At 69.2% G+C, this 18,086-nt stretch carries 16 protein-coding genes; 12 read left to right on the top strand and 4 right to left on the bottom strand.

The window, feature by feature from the left end; all coding sequences use genetic code 11:
* Window positions 1-25: 25 nt before the first annotated feature.
* The 10 genes from ACFPMG_RS15225 (at window position 26) to xsc (ending at window position 12,705) form a co-directional block, all read left to right on the top strand.
* Entirely contained in the window at window positions 26-562 is a 537-nt protein-coding gene (locus ACFPMG_RS15225; RefSeq protein WP_376995943.1) for a tripartite tricarboxylate transporter TctB family protein, read from the top strand.
* 24 nt (window positions 563-586) lie between these two features.
* Window positions 587-2,110 carry a tripartite tricarboxylate transporter permease gene (locus tag ACFPMG_RS15220; protein ID WP_376995942.1) on the top strand — a complete coding sequence of 508 codons (1,524 nt, stop codon included), beginning with the start codon at window positions 587-589 and terminating at the stop codon, window positions 2,108-2,110.
* A 45-nt stretch (window positions 2,111-2,155) separates the two neighbouring features.
* Entirely contained in the window at window positions 2,156-3,583 is a 1,428-nt protein-coding gene (gene sauS, locus ACFPMG_RS15215; RefSeq protein ID WP_376995941.1) for an acylating sulfoacetaldehyde dehydrogenase, read from the top strand.
* A gap of 11 nt (window positions 3,584-3,594) precedes the next feature.
* Window positions 3,595-4,719, top strand: a complete 1,125-nt coding sequence (locus ACFPMG_RS15210; RefSeq protein ID WP_376995940.1) for a succinate--CoA ligase subunit beta — start codon at window positions 3,595-3,597, stop codon at window positions 4,717-4,719.
* Complete coding sequence (locus ACFPMG_RS15205) at window positions 4,716-5,624, top strand: succinate--CoA ligase subunit alpha (RefSeq protein ID WP_376995939.1); 909 nt, start codon at window positions 4,716-4,718, stop codon at window positions 5,622-5,624. The genes ACFPMG_RS15210 and ACFPMG_RS15205 overlap by 4 nt, the downstream gene beginning before the upstream one ends.
* A 103-nt stretch (window positions 5,625-5,727) precedes the next feature.
* Entirely contained in the window at window positions 5,728-8,724 is a 2,997-nt protein-coding gene (locus tag ACFPMG_RS15200) for a molybdopterin oxidoreductase family protein (RefSeq protein ID WP_376995938.1), read from the top strand.
* Window positions 8,721-9,476, top strand: coding sequence for a 4Fe-4S dicluster domain-containing protein (locus tag ACFPMG_RS15195; RefSeq protein ID WP_376995937.1), 756 nt, complete (start codon window positions 8,721-8,723; stop codon window positions 9,474-9,476). Before ACFPMG_RS15200 ends, ACFPMG_RS15195 begins: the two co-directional genes overlap by 4 nt.
* A gap of 13 nt (window positions 9,477-9,489) precedes the next feature.
* On the top strand, window positions 9,490-10,434 hold the full coding sequence (locus tag ACFPMG_RS15190; protein WP_376995936.1) for a dimethyl sulfoxide reductase anchor subunit family protein: 945 nt from the start codon (window positions 9,490-9,492) through the stop codon (window positions 10,432-10,434).
* Between the two features lie 52 nt (window positions 10,435-10,486).
* Window positions 10,487-10,855 carry a hypothetical protein gene (locus tag ACFPMG_RS15185; protein WP_376995935.1) on the top strand — a complete coding sequence of 123 codons (369 nt, stop codon included), beginning with the start codon at window positions 10,487-10,489 and terminating at the stop codon, window positions 10,853-10,855.
* Between the two features lie 74 nt (window positions 10,856-10,929).
* Window positions 10,930-12,705, top strand: a complete 1,776-nt coding sequence (xsc, locus tag ACFPMG_RS15180; RefSeq protein WP_376995934.1) for a sulfoacetaldehyde acetyltransferase — start codon at window positions 10,930-10,932, stop codon at window positions 12,703-12,705.
* A 260-nt stretch (window positions 12,706-12,965) separates the two neighbouring features.
* Here the strand turns inward: xsc and ACFPMG_RS15175 are convergent, their stop codons facing one another.
* Window positions 12,966-13,823, bottom strand: a complete 858-nt coding sequence (locus tag ACFPMG_RS15175) for a ParB/RepB/Spo0J family partition protein (RefSeq protein WP_376995933.1) — start codon at window positions 13,821-13,823, stop codon at window positions 12,966-12,968.
* Window positions 13,813-14,835, bottom strand: coding sequence for an AAA family ATPase (locus tag ACFPMG_RS15170; RefSeq protein WP_376995932.1), 1,023 nt, complete (start codon window positions 14,833-14,835; stop codon window positions 13,813-13,815). Before ACFPMG_RS15170 ends, ACFPMG_RS15175 begins: the two co-directional genes overlap by 11 nt.
* Window positions 14,836-15,014: 179 nt before the next feature.
* Between ACFPMG_RS15170 and ACFPMG_RS15165 the strand changes: the two genes are divergently transcribed.
* Window positions 15,015-15,239 carry a hypothetical protein gene (locus ACFPMG_RS15165; protein ID WP_014200230.1) on the top strand — a complete coding sequence of 75 codons (225 nt, stop codon included), beginning with the start codon at window positions 15,015-15,017 and terminating at the stop codon, window positions 15,237-15,239.
* 357 nt (window positions 15,240-15,596) lie between these two features.
* Window positions 15,597-16,784 (top strand): lipid II:glycine glycyltransferase FemX, encoded by a 1,188-nt coding sequence (locus ACFPMG_RS15160; protein ID WP_376995931.1) that lies wholly within the window; start codon window positions 15,597-15,599, stop codon window positions 16,782-16,784.
* Between the two features lie 87 nt (window positions 16,785-16,871).
* Here the strand turns inward: ACFPMG_RS15160 and ACFPMG_RS15155 are convergent, their stop codons facing one another.
* Window positions 16,872-16,997: a hypothetical protein gene (locus ACFPMG_RS15155; RefSeq protein ID WP_376995930.1), complete on the bottom strand. Its 126-nt coding sequence runs from the start codon at window positions 16,995-16,997 to the stop codon at window positions 16,872-16,874.
* Window positions 16,998-17,166: 169 nt separating this feature from the next.
* The gene (locus ACFPMG_RS15150; protein ID WP_376995929.1) at window positions 17,167-17,820 is read right to left on the bottom strand and encodes an HAD family hydrolase; all 654 of its coding nucleotides are present in this window, start codon (window positions 17,818-17,820) and stop codon (window positions 17,167-17,169) included.
* Window positions 17,821-18,086: the final 266 nt, after the last annotated feature.

Genomic DNA, 18,086 nt, shown 5'->3' with positions numbered 1-18,086 from the left:
TTCATCGCTCCTCAGGGAGGGAACCGTGACTCCCCTGTCCCACGGTCTTCGCCGGCTGGCGACACCCGCGGCCCTGCTCTTCGGGTCGCTTCTTCTCTCGCAACACATCGTGCGCGACAGCACCATGATCGCCGGCCTGCCCGACCCGGTGGGACCGACGGGATGGCCCCGGCTGATGCTGGGCGCGGTCGGGCTGTGCGCCGTGATCTGGATCGCCAAGGAACTCCTGGCGCTGCGCCGCGCGGTCCACCAGCAGAAACCGATCGACGAGGAATACGAAGGCTACGCCAATGGCCGGGCCATGATCGGGCTGGGGCTGGTGATCCTGTACGGCATCGCCCTGCCGCAGCTCGGCTTTCCAGTCGCCACCCTCGCCTTCGTCGCCCTGTGGTGCGTCATCGGCGGCATCCGGCGCCCGCTCACGCTGGCGCTGGTCACCGGGATCGGCTGCGTCGTGCTGCTCTACATCTTCGTCCTGCTCGCCCAGATGCCGCTGAACCGCGGCCATGGCGTCTTCGACGACTTCACCGTCGCGCTCTACCGCCTGCTCGGCATCTACTGAGCCGGCCACCGGAAGGATCGTCCCATGGATATCCTCGCCAATCTGGCCGGTGGCTTCGCCGGCGCCCTCGACCCTTACAATTTCGTCCTTCTCGTCTCGGGCCTGATGCTTGGGGTCGTGGCCGGCGCGCTGCCGGGCATCTCCTTCGTCAACGCCATGGCCATCGCCCTGCCCTTCACCTATTTGCTGCCGCCGGTCACGGCGATGTCCTTCCTCGGCGGCATCTATGTGGGTGGCGTGTTCGGCGGCTCGATCTCCTCGATCCTCATCAACATCCCCGGCACGCCGGCCTCGCTGCCGAGCTGCTGGGACGGCTACCCGATGACGCGCAAGGGCCTATCCTCGCGGGCCTTGAGCATCGCCATCACCGCGTCGGCCTTCGGCGGGTTGGCCAGCGCGTTGCTGCTGACTTTCGGCGCCCCGCCCTTCGCCAGTTTCGCGTTGAAGTTCGACCAGCCGGAATTCTTCGCCGCCACCATCCTCGGCCTCGTCAGCGTCATCGCCATCGCCAAGGACGCGCCGCTGATGAGCGCCGTCTCGATGTTCCTCGGCCTGCTGATCGGCACGGTCGGCGTCGACCCGATGTACGGCATGCCCCGCCTGACGCTGGGCGTTCCCGACCTGGAGAGCGGCATCAACTTCACGGTCGTGATGATCGGCCTGTTCGCCATCGGCGAGGTGGTGGACCTGATCTGCAAGCGGACCGGCGGCGCCCGCTCCGTCACCGCCAAGCCCGGCAAGCAGGTCGGCCTGTCGGACCTATGGCGGATCAAGTCCTCGATCCTGCGCGGCACCGGCCTCGGCTGCACCATCGGCGTCATCCCCGGCGCCGGGGCCACGGTGGGGGCGGTCATCGCCTACAGCGTGGAGAAGCAGGCCTGCGGCAAGGGCGACCGCTTCGGCACCGGCATGGAGGAAGGGCTGGCGGCCCCGGAGGCGGCCAAGAACGCCACCACCGGCACCGCCATGATCCCGCTGCTGACGCTGGGCATCCCCGGCAGCGCCGCCACGGCGATCATGCTGGCCGCCATGCTGATCCACGGGCTGAACCCCGGCCCGCTCCTCTTCACCTCGAACACCACGCTGGTCTACACGATCTTCGCCAGCATGCTGATCGCCAACCTGCTGATGATCGTCGCGGCGATGGGCGTGGCGCGGGTCTTCTCGACGCTGATGCGCGTGCCGCCGGCCATCCTCGGCGCCTTCATCATCGTGCTGAGCGTCGTCGGCGCCTACGGCGTGCGCAACAACCTCTTCGACGTCTATGTCTGCCTCGCCTTCGGCGTCGTCGGATACTTCATGAAGCGCACCAACTTCCCGCCGGCCCCGCTGGTGGTGGGCGTGATCCTGGGGCCGCTGTGCGAGCGCTACTTCCTCACCTCGCTCGCCAACTACGAAGGCAACATGGCGGTCTTCTTCACCCGCCCGATCAGCGGAACGATCCTGGCGCTGTCCGCGATCTTCCTCGCCTGGTCGATGTGGCCGGTGGTGAAGCCCCTGCTCCGTCGCCCGCCCAAGGAGCCGCCCCACCGGGTGCTCAAAGCCTGACCGTCCGAACCAACAAACGAACCTTCAGGGAGAGAGATAAGCACAATGGACAACATCATGCTCGACCGAACGCCGGCCAGCGCCGACCAGGAGGCCGTCGCCACCCTCGTCGCCCGCGCCCGCGCCGCCCAGCGCGCCTTCGCCGACGCGACGCAGGAGCAGGTGGACGACGCCGTCGCCGCGCTCGCCTGGGCCATCTACGAGCCGGGCCGCGCCCGCGCCCTGGCGGAGCTGGCGGTGGCCGACACCGGCCTCGGCAACGTCGCGGACAAGATCACCAAGAACCAGCGCAAGACCTTCGGCACGCTGCGCGACCTGATGCGGGTGCGCACCGTCGGCGTGATCGAGGAGGACACCGCCAAGGGCATCGTCAAGATCGCCAAGCCTCTGGGCGTCGTCGGCGCCGTCACCCCCTCCACCAACCCGGCGGCCACGCCGGTCAACAAGGCGATGATGGCCGTCAAGGGCCGCAACGCCATCATCATCGCCCCCTCCCCCATGGGCTCCGCCGCCACCGGCCGCACGGTCGAGCTGATGCGGGCCGAGCTGGCGCGCATCGGCGCGCCGGAGGATCTGGTGCAGATGATCCCCACCCCGATCACCAAGGGCCTGACCCAGGCGCTGATGGAGGCGGTCGACCTCGTCGTCGTCACCGGCTCGCAGGACAACGTGCGCCGCGCCTATTCCAGCGGCACCCCGGCCATCGGCGTCGGGGCCGGGAACGTCCCGGTCATCGTGGACGAGAGCGCCGATCTGGCCGAGGCGGCGCGCAAGATCTGCGCCTCCAAGACCTTCGACAATTCCACCTCCTGCTCGTCGGAGAACGCGCTCGTCGTTCTCGACTCCGTCTACGATGCGACCATCGCGGCGCTGGAGGAGGCCGGCGCCTATCTCTGCACCGCGGAGGAGCGGGAGCGCGTGCAGTCCCGCCTGTGGGAGAACGGCAAGCTGAACCGCAAGCTGATCGCCAAGGACGCCGCCATCCTGGCCGAGGCGTTCGCGCTGGCGCCCAAGGCGCGCGAGGCCCGCTTCTTCCTGGTGGAGGAAACCGGCGTCGGCAAGGCGCATCCCTTCTCCGGCGAGAAGCTGTCGCTGGTGCTCGCCGTCTACCGGGTGCCGGACTTCGACGCGGCGGTCGATCAGGTGCGCAAGATCCTCGACCACCAGGGGCGCGGCCATTCCTGCGGCATCCACACGCGGGACGAGGCGCACGCCCGGCGGCTGGCCGACGAGCTGGACGTGGTGCGCGTGCTGGTCAACTTCGCCCACACCTTCGGCAACGGCGGAGGCTTCGACAGCGGGCTGAACTTCACCCTCTCCATGGGCTGCGGGAGCTGGCAGAAGAACTCCATCTCCGAAAACCTGAACTGGAAGCACTTCGTCAACATCACCCACCTCGTCCGCCCGATCCCGGAGGACAAGCCGAGCGAAGAGGCCCTGTTCGGCCCCTTCTGGTCCCGCCACGGACGCTGACGGAGGCGACGATGAAATTCGAGGAACATGCCGGAAAATCCGTGCTCGCCCGCGCCGGGCTGAGCGTCCCGCAGGGGCGCCTCTGCGCCAGCGTGCAGGAGGCCGAAGCCGCCGCCCGCGCCATCGGGCCGGTGGTCGTCAAGGCGCAGGTGCCGACGGGCAAGCGCGGCAAGTCGGGCGGCGTCAAGCTGGCCGCCACGCCGCAGGAGGCCGCAGCATCCGCGCAGGCCATCCTGGGCATGGAGATCGGCGGCTTCCCGGTTGCCCGCGTGCTGGTCGAGGAGCAGGCCGCCATCGCCCGCGAATTCTACGCCGCGGTGCTGAACGACCCGGCCAGCCGCAGCCCGCTCGTCCTGTTCTCCACCGAGGGCGGCATGGACATCGAGGAGGTCGCGGCGACTCGCCCCGAGTCCCTGCGCCGCATGGCGGTGGACATCCGCAAGGGCTTCGGCCCGGCGGACGCGCGCCGCCTGCTGCTGGGGCTGGACCTCGGCGAGGCCGCCGTGCCGGTGGCGGCGATGCTGGTCGATCTCTACCGCGTCTACCGCCAGCACGACGCCGAGCTGCTGGAAATCAACCCGCTCGCCCTGCTCGCCGACGGCCGCATCGTGCCGCTGGACTGCAAGCTGACGGTGGACGATGCCGCCCTCTACCGGCAGGCCGACATCGCCGAACTGGGCGCCAGGGAACCGCTGTCGGCGCTGGAGGAGCGCGGGCGGGCGCTCGACCTTAAATACATCGAGCTGGAGGGCAACGTCGGCGTCCTGGCCAACGGCGCCGGGCTGACCATGACGACCATGGACGTGGTCAGCCACGCCGGCGGGCGTCCGTCCAACTTCCTGGAGATCGGCGGCGAAGCCTACACCAAGGGGACGGAGGCGCTGGACCTCGTGCTGTCCAACCCCGGCGTCAAAAGCCTCGTCGTCAATTTCTGCGGCGCCTTCGCCCGCACCGACGTGATGGCCGGCGGGGTGATCCAGGCCTGGAAGACGCTGAACCCCACCATCCCCGTCTTCTTCTCCATCCACGGCACCGGCGAGGACGAGGCCGTGCGCATGGTGCGGGAGGAGCTGGGGATCGAACCCTACGACCGGATGGAAGACGCCATCTCGGCAGCCGTGGAGGCCGCGCGATGATCGTACGCAAGAGCGACCGGGTCCTGGTGCAGGGCATCACCGGCAAGCAGGGCACCTTCTGGACCGAGCAGATGCAGGCCTACGGCACCACCGTGGTCGGCGGCGTGAACCCGAAGAAGGCCGGGCAGAACCATTGCGGCGTGCCCATCTTCGCCACCGCGAAGGAGGCCATGGCGAACGGCGGCTTCGACGTGTCGGTGATGTTCATCCCGCCCGCCGCCGCCAGGGCCGCCGCCATCGACGCCATCGAGGCGGGGGCGAAGACCGTCGTCTGCCTGACCGAGCACATCCCGTCGCACGACGTGATGGAGATGCACGCCGCGGCGGCGGAGCACGGCACCCGCATCATCGGGCCGAACACCGCCGGCATCGTGACTCCGGGCGAGGGCTTCGTCGGCATCATGCCCGCCTTCAACCCGCGCGTCTTCCAGCCGGGCCGGGTCGGTGTCATTTCGCGCAGCGGCAGCCTGGGCACGCTGGTCTGCCTGAACCTCGTGCGCGGCGGCCATGGGCAGTCGGCCTTCCTCGGCATCGGCGGCGACCCGATGATCGGCACGACGACCAAGGACGCGCTGGCAGCCCTGATCGACGATCCAGGCACCGACGCCATCGCGCTGGTCGGCGAGATCGGCGGCAGCATGGAGGAGGAGGCGGCGGAACTGGTGGCGAAGACGGACAAGCCCGTCGTTTCCTTCATCGCCGGCCGCGCTTCCCCGCCGGGCAAGAAGATGGGCCACGCCGGGGCGATTGTGACCGGCGACCGCGGCAGCTACGCCTCCAAGCGCGGCGCGCTGGAACACGCCGGGGCCATCGTGGTCGACGTGCCCGGCGACCTGCCGGCGGCCCTCGACGCGCTGATGGCCGAGGCCGCGAAACGGTCGGGCGCGCAGCGGCTCGCGGACTGACCGCGCATCCGCCTTTTTGAAGAACGACACGGCTGCACCGCCCCCTCTCCCGGCCCCCGCCGGGAGGGAACGGGGGAGGCATTCCGGAAGGGAACGGATCAGGATGGCGAAGATCGACGACGTCGGCGGCCAGCGTGCGCGCGGGTTCGCCTTCACCCAGGGCTTCCAGCGAAGGAGCGGGCCGGCGGCGCCCGAGGACGCGCGCGGCTGGCTCGACCGCTACCAATCGCCGCGCGAGGACATCGCCCCCTCGCCGACCGTCTCCGACACGGTCAAATACACCACCTGCTACATGTGCGCCTGTCGCTGCGGCATCAAAGTGCACATCAAGGACGGCCAGCTCCGCTTCATCGAGGGGAACAAGGACCATCCGGTGAACCACGGCGTGATCTGCGCCAAGGGGTCCGCCGGCATCATGACCCAGAACTCCCCGGCCAAACTGCGCAAGCCCCTGCTGCGCACCGGGGAGCGCGGCACCGGCGAGTTCCGCGAGATCGAGTGGGACGAGGCGCTGACCATCCTGACCGAACGCCTGTCCAAAATCCGCGACAGCGACCCCAGCAAGCTCGCCTTCTTCACCGGACGCGACCAGAGCCAGTCGCTGACCGGCTTCTGGGCGGCGCAGTTCGGCACGCCCAACTTCGCGGCGCACGGCGGCTTCTGCTCCGTCAACATGGCGGCGGCGGGCATGTACACGCTGGGCGGCAGCTTCTGGGAATTCGGGGAGCCGGACTGGGACCACACCCGCTACCTGCTGCTGTTCGGCGTGGCCGAGGACCATGACAGCAACCCGATCAAGATCGGCCTGTCGAAGATGAAGGCGAGCGGCGCCAAGATCGTCTCCGTCAACCCGATCAAGACCGGCTATTCCGCCATCGCCGACGAGTGGGTCGGCATCCGTCCGGGCAGCGACGGGCTGTTCGTCTTCGCCCTGATCCACGAGCTTCTGCGCGCCGACCGCATCGACGCCGAGTATCTGGTCCGCTACACCAACGCCCCCTGGCTGGTCATCCAGGACCCCGGCGCCCCCGACGACGGCCTGTTCGCCCGCGACGCCGACGGCGCCCCGCTGGCCTGGGACGCGGTGGAGCAGCGCGCCGTTCCCGCCACGCAAGCCGGCATCCGCCCGGCGCTGGTCGGCGCCGTCACCCTGCCGGACGGGCGGCGGGCCGTGCCCTCCTTCCATCTGCTGGCCGAACGCTACCTCGACCCGCAGCACGCCCCGGAGGCGGTGGCCGAGCGCTGCGGCGTTCCCGCCGACACCATCCGCCGCATTGCCGCGGAAATGGCCCATCTCGCCTTCCAGGAGACGCTGACCATCGAGCAGCCCTGGACCGACTGGGCGGGGCGGCGCCACGAGCGGATGGTCGGGCGGCCCATCGCCATGCACGCCATGCGCGGCATCTCCGCCCATTCCAACGGCTTCCACACCTGCCGCGCCATCCACATCCTGCAAATCCTGCTGGGCACCATCGACGTGCCGGGCGGCTGGCGCTACAAGTCGCCCTACCCCCGCCCCGCCCCGCCGGGCCCCAAGCCCGCCGGCAAGCGCGGCGAGACCGGCCCCGGCAAGGCCATCGCCGGGATGCCGCTCGGCTACCCCATGGGGCCGGAAGACCTGCTGGTCGGCGAGGACGGGGAGCCGCTGCGCATCGACAAGGCCTTCAGCTGGGACGCGCCGCTGTCGGTGCACGGGCTGATGCACATGGTGGTCGCCAACGCCTGGGAAGGCGACCCGTACCGCGTCGACACGCTGTTCATGTACATGGCCAACATGGCCTGGAACTCGTCGATGAACACGTCCGAGACGATGCGGATGCTGTCCGACAAGGACCCCGACAGCGGCGAATACCGCATCCCCTTCATCGTCTATTGCGACGCCTACGCGTCGGAGATGGTGGCCTACGCCGACCTCGTGCTGGCCGACACCACCTATCTGGAGCGGTGGGACTGCATCTCGTTGCTCGACCGTCCGATCGGCAGCGCGCACGGCCCCGGCGATTCCATCCGCCAGCCGGTGCTGACCCCCGACCGCGACGTGCGGCCCTTCCAGGACGTGCTGATCGAGCTGGGCGCGCGGCTCGGCCTGCCGGCCTTCGTCCGGGAGGACGGCAGCCCGCGCTACCCCGGCGGCTATCCCGACTACATGACCAACCACGAGCGCAAGCCCGGCATCGGCCCGCTGGCCGGCTGGCGCGGCGCCGACGGGAAGGACGCCGGCAAGGGCGCGCCCAACCCGGACCAGCTCGACCGCTACGTCCGCAACGGCTGCTTCTGGCATTTCGAGCTGCCGCCGGAGCAGCACTATTTCAAGCACGCCAACCAGGCCTATCTGGAGACCGCCACCCGCATGGGCTTCCTCGACAAGCCGGAGCCGGTGATCCTCCAGCTCTACGTCGAGCCGCTCCAGAAATTCCGCCTCGCCGCGCGCGGGCACGGCGCGGTGGTGCCGCCCGCCGACAAGAGGCAGCGGGTGGAGGCCTACTTCGACCCCCTGCCCTTCTGGTATCCGCCGCTGGAGGAGGACGGGCTGGACGAGAGCGCCTTCCCGCTGCACGCGGTCACCCAGCGCCCGATGCCCATGTACCATTCCTGGGGCTCGCAGAACGCCTGGCTGCGGCAGATCCTGGCGCGCAACAGCCTCTACATCGCGCGCTCCACCGCCGAGGCGCTCGGCCTCGCCGACGGAGACTGGGCCTGGGTGACCAGCCCGACCGGGCGCATCCGGGTGCCGGTCCAGCTGATGGACGGGGTGGAGGCCGGGACGGTGTGGACCTGGAACGCCATCGGCAAGCGCTCCGGCGCCTGGAACCTGTCCACCGACGCGCCGGAGGGGACGAAGGGCTTCCTCCTCAACCACCTGATCTCGGAGCTACTGCCGGAGCGCAACGGCTACCGCCACGCCAACGCCGACCCGGTGACCGGACAGGCCGCCTGGTACGACCTGCGCGTCCGCGTCGAGAAGGCCCCGCCGAAGGAGCGGGCCGAGACGATGCCGCGCTTCCCCGCCCAGGCCATGCCGCCGGGCGTCGAGCCACCGCCCGCCATCCTGCGCACCGGCGCCGTCTTCCGGCCCACGTCTCGGGGAGTACGGTCATGACGAGCCTTCCCAACCGCGAACCCGGCGCCCCCCGGCTGGGGCTGGTCATCGACCTCGACACCTGCGTTGGCTGCCACGCCTGCGCGGTGGCCTGCAAGCAGTGGAACGCCGGCGGCCACATGGCGCCGCTGACCGACACCGACGCCTATGGCGCCGGCCCGGACGGGGTGTGGTTCAACCGCATCCACAGTTTCGAGGCCGGAACCGAAAAGGGCGGCTGCGGGTCGCGCACCACCAACTTCCCGCGCTCCTGCCTGCATTGCGAACAGCCGGCCTGCGTGACCGTCTGCCCGACCGGCGCCTCCTACAAGCGCGCAGAGGACGGCATCGTGCTGGTCAACGAGGATCTGTGCATCGGCTGCAAGCTGTGCTCCTGGGCCTGCCCGTACGGCGCGCGGGAGTTCGACCAGGACGTCGGCGTGATGAAGAAATGCACCCTGTGCATCGACCGCATCCACAACGAGACGCTGGCGGAATCGGAGCGGGTGCCGGCCTGCGTCATGGTCTGCCCGACCTCCGCCCGTCATTTCGGCGACCTCGCCGACCCGTCCTCCGCCGTCTCGAAGCTGGTGGCGGAGCGCGGCGGCTACGACCTGATGCCGGAGCTGGGCTACGAGCCGACCAACAAGTACCTGCCGCCCCGGCCCCGCCCCGCCCTGGCGCTCGACGAGCGCATCACCAGGGACAGCGCCAACGACGATCTGCCGCTCCACGGCCTGCTGAAATGGGCCGACCGCATCCTGGCGCGCTGAGGGAGGGAGTTCCATGCATCCGGCCTTCTCGATCATCTTCTTCACCAGCGCCGCGGGCGCCGGCTACGGTCTGCTTGCCCTGCTCGGCCTGCTCGCGCCCTTCGGCCTGCTGCCGGCGAGCCCGCTGTTCGGCTTCGCCGCCCTCGCCCTCGCCCTGGGGCTGGTGGTGGCCGGGCTGCTGTCCTCGCTGGCCCATCTCGGCCGGCCGGAACGGGCGTGGCGGGCGCTGTCGCAATGGCGCAGCTCCTGGCTGTCGCGCGAAGGCGTGGCGGCGGTCGCTACCTTCCTGCCGGCGGGCGTCTTCGCCATCGCTTGGCTCTTCCTGGGGAGCGGCGTGGCGGGCGTCGCCGGTTGGATCACCGCGGCGATGGCGGCGGTCACCGTCTATTGCACGGCGATGATCTACGCCTCGCTGAAGCCCATCCGCCAGTGGGCCAACCCCTGGGTGCCGCGCAGCTATCTGGCGCTGTCGCTGATGACCGGGGCGCTTCTGTTGAACGCGCTGCTGGGCATGGCGGGACAGGCGGCGGGCTGGTCCTCCCTGCTGGCGCTGGCGTCGGTGGCGCTGGCCTGGGCGGCCAAGGAAGGGCATTGGCGGCACTGCGCCACCGCCCGCCCCGTCAGCACGGCGGAGACGGCGACCGGGCTGGGGCACATCGGGCGGGTCCGCCTGCTCGACGCCCCGCACAGCGAGGACAACTACCTGCTCAAGGAAATGGGTTTCCGCGTCGGGCGCCGCCACGCCGTCCGCCTGCGCTTCATCACCCGCCTCGCCGCCTTCGCCCTGCCGGCGGCGCTGAGCCTCGGCGCGCTGGTCGCCGGCCCCGGCGCCCTGTCCGGCACCCTGGCGCTGCTGGCCGCCGCCGCCGCCGCGCTGGGGGTGATCGCCGAGCGCTGGCTCTTCTTCGCCGAGGCAAAGCACACCGTGACCCTCTTCTACGGCGCAGGGGAAGCCTGAGCCCTCCACTCTGGCCCCGCCTCTTCACCCCTCAATCGGGAAAGGAGCAGACATGCCGCAAGACCACACCGATCACGGCTCCGCCCTGGCCTTCCTCATGACCCGCGCCAAGGCGATGGGTGCCCGGAGCCTCTACATCTGCGGCTCGCCCTCCTGCCCCCGCGTGGGCTTCCGCTCCGGTTCGGGCATCGTCTACGAGCCGCTGTCCGCCGGCCTCGCCGGACGCCTGATCGACCGCTTCGCGGTGGACGGCCATGGCCTGAGCCAAGGGCTGCTCGTCTGGAGCGGGCGCCATTACCGCTGGTTCAGCATGCCGATGCCGGAGGGGGCCGACGGCTACGCCCCCCTGATCGCCGTGCACCGGCCCGCCATTTGTCCCGGCCCCGGCGAGCGGGCCATGCCGCGCGTGATCGCCGGCTGACCGCCGGCCGGTCACCCTTGGCCACCCTCCCCTTTCATCCCACGCCACCCATCCATGAAACGAGGATGCGCACCATGAAAATGACCACCGAGGAAGCGTTCGTGAAGGTCCTTCAGATGCACGGCATCCGGCACGCCTTCGGGATCATCGGTTCGGCCATGATGCCGGTCTCCGACCTCTTTCCCAAGGCCGGCATCCGGTTCTGGGACTGCGCGCACGAGACCAACGCCGCCCTGATCTGCGACGGCTACAGCCGTGTCACCGGGGAAATGGCCATGGCCATCGCCCAGAACGGACCCGGCGTGACCGGCTTCGTCACCTCGATCAAGACCGCCTACTGGAACCACACGCCGATGCTGCTGGTGACGCCGCAGGCCGCCAACAAGACCATCGGCCAGGGCGGTTTCCAGGAGGTCGAGCAGATGGCCATGTTCAAGGAGATGGTCTGCTACCAGGAGGAGGTGCGCGATCCCAGCCGCATGGCCGAGGTGCTGAACCGCGTCATCGAGAAGGCGTGGCGCGGCTGCGCCCCGGCGCAGATCAACGTGCCGCGCGATTTCTGGACCCAGGTGATCGACGTCGAGCTGCCGCAGATCGTCCGGCTGGAGCGCCCGGCCGGCGGACGGCAGGCCATCGCCGAGGCGGCCCGCCTGCTGTCGGAAGCGAAATTCCCGGTCATCCTGAACGGCGCTGGGGTGGTGATCGGCGGGGCCATTCCGGACAGCATCGCGCTGGCGGAGCGGCTGGACGCGCCGGTCTGCTGCGGCTACCAGCACAACGACGCCTTCCCCGGCAGCCACCCGCTGTCGGTCGGGCCGCTCGGCTACAACGGGTCCAAGGCGGCGATGGAGCTGATCGCCAAGGCCGACGTCGTGCTGGCGCTCGGCACCCGGCTCAACCCCTTCTCCACCCTGCCCGGCTACGGCATCGATTATTGGCCGAAGGGCGCGCAGATCATCCAGGTGGACATCAACCCGGATCGCATCGGCCTGACCAAGAAGGTCTCGGTCGGCATCTGCGGCGACGCCAAGCAGGTGGCCCAACAGATCCTGGCGCAGCTCGCCCCCGGCGCCGGAGACACGGGCCGGCTGGAGCGCCGCGCACTGATCCACCAGACCAAGTCGGCGTGGCTTCAGCTCTTGTCCTCGCTCGACCATGAGGAGGATGATCCCGGAACGAGCTGGAACGCCGAGGCGCGCGAGCGCGAGTCCGACCGCATGTCGCCGCGGCAAGCGTGGCGGGCCATCCAGGCGGCCCTGCCGGCGGACGCCATCCTCTCCACCGACATCGGCAACAACTGCGCCATCGGCAACGCCTACCCCACCTTCGAGGAAGGGCGGAAGTATCTGGCGCCGGGCATGTTCGGCCCCTGCGGCTACGGCTTCCCGTCGATCGTCGGGGCGAAGATCGGCTGCCCGAACACGCCGGTGGTCGGCTTCGCCGGTGACGGCGCCTTCGGCATCTCGATGAACGAGATGTCCTCCATCGGGCGCGAGGGATGGCCGGCGGTCACCATGGTGATCTTCCGGAACTTCCAGTGGGGGGCGGAGAAGCGCAACACGACGCTGTGGTTCGACAACAACTTCGTCGGCACGGAGCTGAACCCCAAGCTCAGCTACGCCAAGGTGGCGGAGGGTTGCGGCCTGAAGGGCGTCACCGCGCGCACTCAGGACGAGGTGACCGCCGCCCTGCGCCAGGCCATCGAGGACCAGGGCCGCGGCATCACCACCTTCGTCGAGGTGATCCTGAACCAGGAGCTGGGCGAGCCGTTCCGCCGCGATGCCATGAAGAAGCCGGTGGCGGTCGCCGGCATCGACCCGGCGGACATGCGTCCGCAGCAGGCCGTCTAAGGCGAGGCACAGCGCCGTTTGCGCGGTGCTTCTTGCATGAGTCGTCGGGGCTTTGCCCCCACCCTGACCCTCCCCCGCTGACGCAGGGGAGGGAACTTTTTTTGCCCCCTCCCCTGCGCAGCGGGGGAGGGTCGGGGTGGGGGCAATACTGTCCAAAATTGACGCCCTGGGGCATTTCACGTTTCGACTTCGAAAGCCCTTATAGGTTGCTCAATCTTTAAAATACCACAACCTAAAGACGCTTTCGATTTCGAAACCCTTCACTCCCCCAGCAGATCGTCGATGCGCATCCGCAGGTCCCGCAACAGCTCCCGATGCTCCTTCTGCATCGCGGTGCTGACCGCATCGATGGCCTTCAGCTCCTTCTCGATGCGGTTGATCGAGCGGCCGAGCACGCGCATCGGCTCCGCCGAGCCCGGCGCCTTGGACGCCCGCGCCGCGCGCACCGACTGCACCGTCAGCCCGCCGGTGCGCGCCGACTGCCACAGCCGCCGCACCTCCTCTTCGTCGCCGACGAAGGCCAGCTCGACCAGGGCCGAACGGGACACCGCGTCGGGGTTCTCCCGGTACTCGCGGAGGATGTCGGTCGGCAGGTCCAGCACCTTCAGCCGCTTCGACACCTCGGCCTCGGAACAGCCGAGCACCGCGGCGACCTCCGCCTGGGCGTAGCCGTGGCTGTCGATCAGCTGGGTCAGGCCGCGGGCCAGATCGATGGCGTCCAGGTCCACGCGCTGGACGTTCTCGATCAGCGCGATCTCCTCCGCCTTGCCCTTGGTGATAATGGCGGCGATGGTCGGGCGGCCGAGCATCTGGTGGGCGCGCAGGCGGCGCTCGCCGGCCACGAGACGGTAGACGCCCTTCTCCGCCGTCTCCTGCACCAGCACCGGCTGCTGAAGCCCGTGCCGCTCGATGGACGCGGCCAGCGAGGCGAGGGCGGTCTCGTCAAAGACGGTGCGCGGCTGGTTGGGGTCGGTGCGGATGGCGGCGACGTCGGCCTCGATCAGCCGGGGCAGGGCGCCGGTCAACCCGAACAGCCGGTCGGTCTCCAGGGCCGGGGCGGTGTTCTTGGCTTGCAGAACCGTGGCGGCGGTCTGGCGGGTCAGCTTCTTAGGCGGCATCGGACGACTCCCGGATGCGTCCGGTGGCCTTCAGCAGGGCACCGGCGATGGCGGCGTAGCTTTCCACGCCCGGCGCGCCGATGTCGGCGTCGAGCGTGATGACGTTGGCCCCGGCGGCCTGCGCGTAGATCGTCGCGCGCGGCACCGGCGGGAAGACCCGGTAATTCTCGCCCCACAGCCGGCCGATGTCGTCCAGCGAGGAGCGGTCCTGGGTCTGGCGGGGATTCAGCATGGTCGGCAGCACGCCCAGCACCCGCAGGTTCGGGTTCAGCCGCCGCTGGATCTTCGTCACCGTGTCGAGGAAGGCGTTCACGCCCAGGATGGCGTGCGGCTCCGCCTGGCAGGGGATCAGCACAAAGTCCGCCGCGGTCAGCGCGTTGATGGTGACCGCCCCCAGGTTCGGCGCGCAGTCGATCAGGATGAAGTCATACGCGCCGCGCACCGTGTCCAGCATCTCCGCCATGGCGGTCTGGGCGTTGGTCAGGTTGCCGGGCAGCTCGGTGTCGGCGCTGGCGAGCGCGATGCTCGACGGCACGACGTCCAACCCTTCCACGCTGGTCGGGCGGATGACCTCGGCCAGCTTCGCCTTGCCCATCAGCGCGTGGTAAAGCACCCTGCCCTGCTCGGTCAGCGCCACCACGTCGGTCTGCGGCACGCCGACATGGACCGTGGCGTTGCCCTGCGGATCGGCGTCCACCAGCAGCACGCGGTTGCCCGACCGGGCCAGCATGAAGGCGACGTTGATCGAGGTCGCCGTCTTGGCGGTGCCGCCCTTTTGCAAGCCGATGGCGATGGTCGTGCCGGCCCGCGGCGTCGCGGTCGCCGGCTGCTCCAGGGACAGCAGCAACAGACGGCCCAGCACGTCGCGGGGCAGGGGCTCGCGTCCCGTCTCCCACTTGCTGAGCCGCTGCTTGTCGTAGCGGCGGCCGGTCAGTTCGTTCACGAACGCGGCCATCTGCGTCTGGGTGAGGCCGCGCCTCTCGCGCAGCAGCTTCAAATCGTCGCCGGTCATTGCCCCCTCGTCGCCCCATTGTGCCGGAGTCGTCTGGGAAGCTATCAAGTCGTCCCAACCCCCGCAATGGGTGTCTACCCGCGGTGCGGAGCAGCCGGCACTGGCGGAACATGGCCTCTCCGGTGCATAACTAAGGCATACGGGGCCGGAGGAGGCGCCGGGGCTGTGGGGTTGCGCGAATGGCGGCGAACTGGTCGGTGCGGCAGCTGGTGTGTCAGGCGCATGGCTGCGAATTGGCCGTGTCGTGGCGGACCGATGGACGCTGGACTTGGACCGTCTCGGTGGCCGGGGAGCGCATTGCCGTCGGGATCGCCCAATCGCAGGAAGGCGCCCAGGACGCCGCCGCCAACGCGGCGGAGCGCCATGCCCGCGCGGACGGCATCATCCAACTGACCATGTTCTGAACGAGCGGAGACCTCAAACCCCGCCCTGGGTCGTCAAATTGGTCGTATTGCACCGCAGCATGCCGCTCGATACGGGCGTATCCATGCAATCCCCAGAAAAAGCGCTTAGCCACAGAGAATAATCCAGTGGGATTTTGCGCGAACCCATCAGGGTTTGTGTGATTTTCCCGTGCGCCTCCTATTGTTTATGGACGATCGCAAAGACCGTAGGCCGCGCGTGATCTGCCTAAGACCTTCCGCGGAGCTTCGACCTTTGACGATAAGACGGCTCTGGCCTCCAGCCAGGGAAGCGGGACGGGCGAGGTTCCACGTCCGCCCCGATTGCGCCCATTCGACCAACCACGCGAGAGGTTCGACGTGACTTCGCTGGGGAAACGCCAGATTCACACCGACGCACTTGGGGGCGATTGCCTGGACGCTTCACCGGCTGTCGAGATCGACCGTATGGACCGCGGCGGCTGGTACGCCGTCATGAACGGATTCGACGACGCCAACATCTTTCAGACCTGGGATTTCGGGCGCATCGCCCATCCCGGCCGCGACCTCAGCCACATCGTGCTGCGCCGGGATGGCCAGCCGGTCGCCGCGGCGCAGCTGCTGGTCCGCCGGGTTCCGGGCATCGGCGGCATCGCGCTGGTCATGTGGGGACCGTTGTGGCGCCCCAAGGGCCGGCAAGCCGATCCGGCCGACTTCCTGGCGATCATGGACGCGATGAAGGCCGAGTACAGCGTCCGGCGCGGGCTGTTCCTGCGCGTCCTGCCGCGCATCGAGGACGGGGCAGGGGAGGGCGCCGGCGCGCTGTCCGCCCTGGAGGCGCTGGGGATGCGGCACAGCGACGCCAAGGCCCCTTACCGCACCTTCATCATGGACCTGACCCGCGACGAGGCGACGATCCACAAGGACCTGTCCCGCCACTGGCGCCGTGGCCTTACCAAAGCCGAGGGGGCAGGGCTGGAGATCGTCGAGGGCTCATCTCCGGAGATCCTGGATGCCATCGACGACCTGTTCATCCAGACGCAGCGCCGCAAGGGCTTCCGCGCCTTCGACAGCCGCACCCTGACGAAGGTCCACCGCGCCCTGCCCGACGGCATGAAGATGCACGCCGTGATGGCCTCCCACAACGGCGAACCGGTGGCCGGCGTGGTGGTGTCGCTGCTCGGCGACACCGCGCTGATGCAGAACTCGGCGACCGCGGAGGCCGGGCTGCCGCTGAACGCGGCCTTCCTCGTGCACTGGAAGGCGATGCAGTGGGTGAAGGCCAACGGCGGGAAGCGCTACGACCTGCATGGGGTCAACGCCCAGGCCAACCCCGGCGTCCACCTGTTCAAGCGCGGCTTCGCCGGCAAAGGGGAGGAGGAGCGGATCTTCATCGGCACCTTCGAAGCGCCCGGCCCGATGCTCAGCCGGCTTCTCGTCGAAGGCGGCCAGACGGTGCGCACGCTGGCCGCGACCTGCACCGCGCAGGCGAGCCAGATGATGGCGATGGCGATGAACAAGGCACCGGCCGAGCGCGCCGACGCCACCACCCCATCCAACCCGGCGTAAGTCCCGAATATACGAAACGCCCGGTCCATGGTCTGGACCGGGCGTCGCGTTTGCGCGTCAATGGTTGAACGTCACTGGGGCTGAGCGTCACTGGGTGCGTGCGATCACCGGCACGCCGTCCAGATCCTTGGGAAGATCGTCGGGGATGCCCGACGCGAAATTGACCGCGATGGCGTAGTCGTCGGACAGCTTCGTGACTTCGGCGCGGGTCATACCGGGGTACCCGCTAAGGATCGCCAGATAACGGTCACGGGCGGCTTCGGCAGCCTCTTTCGGCACGGGCATACGGACCTCCCTTTCGTCATAGGATGCCATAATCATTTATGGATTGTTGGCCCCATAAACAATACCCCAATGCGACCGTTTACCGCAAATCCGCCGCTCAGAGTCGTTGGGCGAGCCCGTGCAGGTCGCCGACCACCGTCACGTCGGGCGGGAAGGGGTTCGGCAGCCCTTCCGACACCACGCCGACGAAGCCCGTGCCGGCCTTGCGGGCGGCCTCCAGCTCGGTCAGGGAATCGCCGATGGCGAGCGCCCGCGCCGGGTCGTGCCCGCCTTCCGCGACGATGCGCGCGAAGATTTCCGCCTTCACGTTGGGGGAGCCGGTGATGCTGCGGAAGTGCCGCTCCAGCCCCTTGGCGCGCACGGTGCCCATCAGCACCTCGTGCGGCGTGCCCGAGACGAGGTGGCAGGGCGTGCCGTCCAGCCGGTCCAGCACCGTCTCCGCGCCGGCGATCAGCGAACAGTCGGGGACGCGCGGATCGACGATCTCGGCGTAGCGGCGAGCCAGATCGTCGATCTCCGCCGGGCCGGGGTCGCGCCCGAACATCTCCCGCTCCAGGATCGCCAGCATCTTGAAGCGGCTGAGGCCGCCGTTGCGCCAGATCGTCTGGCGCATCCGCTCCTCCGTCTCCGCATCGTCGATGCCGTAGAGGATGGCGAAGCCGCCGTTCTTGGTGGGCACGGAGTCGATGATGACGCCGTCGAAATCGAAGATCACGACCTCCGGGTCCAGCCGGTCGGGTGTCTGAAGCATTGCGCCGTCTCGCATCGTTGTGGTGGCCCCGCACGGAACAGGGGCGGGTGCCGGAAAAGGCGTCGGGGGATCGTACAGGAATTCCCCCGCGCCTCAACGGTTCGGGCGGAAGAAAAGGCCTCTTGGAAAAGCTGTCCCACAGTGTGGCGCAGGCCACAGCGGGGGAGGGCGGCGGGGCGTAGGGTCTGGTCATCGGACAGGCCGGGCCCCGACGCAGACGGAACCGGCAGCCAACTCCCCCAGAAGCCAACTCCCCAGACACCGGA

Origin of the sequence: Azospirillum himalayense (genome assembly GCF_042657465.1) — a bacterium.
Taxonomy (GTDB): domain Bacteria; phylum Pseudomonadota; class Alphaproteobacteria; order Azospirillales; family Azospirillaceae; genus Azospirillum; species Azospirillum himalayense.
This window is presented reverse-complemented; position numbering and strand designations above follow the sequence as displayed.